The organism is Companilactobacillus halodurans (assembly GCF_009600985.1).
Taxonomy (GTDB): domain Bacteria; phylum Bacillota; class Bacilli; order Lactobacillales; family Lactobacillaceae; genus Companilactobacillus; species Companilactobacillus halodurans.
On sequence record NZ_VDFP01000192.1, the window covers coordinates 1 to 1223 of the forward strand.

Sequence of the window (1223 nt, forward strand, 5' to 3'; positions counted from 1 at the left end):
GGCGAATTTTATAATCAAGTTAGCCACTTTCAATAAAATTCCAAAATAAAAACACCAAGACGAAAAAATCAGGTATCATTGGAGTTCTCCACAAACAATGAAAGAGGTTTTTCGTCTTGATGCAAGAAAATGATACCATATTACGACCTAAGGGACACCACTTAACTGAGATTGAACGTGGTGAAATAGCTTCGCTTCACCTTTTGGGATTCTCAAATCGTAAGATTGCTCACGCCGTTGGCGTTTGCCCTCAAACTATTAATAATGAGATCCGCAGAGGGACCGTAAGACAGGTTAAAAAGGTTAATGGAAAGCAATATTCCTCCAATGATTATTACCCTGATACTGCTCAATTACGCTATGACACGCTGCGTAAGCAGTGTCATCGACCTTCTAAGTTTAATCGAGTTAAACCATTCCTAAGCTATTTTGTAGAACAGTTCAAACAGGGGTGGTCTCCAGATACGACCGTAGGTAGATCACGTGTTGAAGGATTATTCCTTAAAGATGAAATGGTATCAACTACTACCCTTTATAAGTACATCGATGAACAACGTTTAGAGATACGTAATATAGATCTAACCGATAAAATGAATAGACCTACCATGCTACATGTTTCGAAGAAACATAAGCGCATATTAGGTAGAAGTATTGAGAAACGCCCTGAGAGTGTTGACTTGCGAGAAGATTTTGGTGACTTTGAAATTGATACGATTGTTGGTAAGAGAAATGGACACGAAAGTGTGGTCCTAACACTCATTGAGCGTAAATCGAGATTCGAGATAATGCGACTTATTGATGGTAGAAATGCTGACTCCGTTGATTATGCTATGAAAGAGATCAAACACAATTATAGTCAGATCATCAACTCAATAACTGCTGACAACGGTCCGGAATTTGCTAATCTTGATTCTGTTATGTCTGGAACTTCAGACGTTTATTTTACACATCCATATACTTCATCTGAAAGAGGAACCAATGAAGTACACAATAGAATGATTCGTCGTGACCTGCCCAAAGGGCTGTCACTCGATTCTATTGCTCCAAGTTTAGTATCTTCTATTGAATCAAAACTCAATGATATGCCTAGAAAGTTGTTAAACTACAAAACTCCACGGGAACTATTCACTAGTTTCTGTGGAGTTTAGAAATGTACTTTTCTGGTACTGATATATTTCGTATTTATTTTTGGACAAGTGGCTAACTTGTTCTTGTAATTTTCG

The 1223-nt window shown here is 37.7% G+C and carries 1 protein-coding gene; it reads left to right on the forward strand.

What is annotated here, in order from left to right:
* Nucleotides 1-119: 119 nt before the first annotated feature.
* On the forward strand, nucleotides 120-1148 hold the full coding sequence (locus FHL06_RS13550) for an IS30 family transposase (RefSeq protein ID WP_153387162.1): 1029 nt from the start codon (nucleotides 120-122) through the stop codon (nucleotides 1146-1148).
* The last annotated feature ends 75 nt before the right edge of the window (nucleotides 1149-1223 follow it).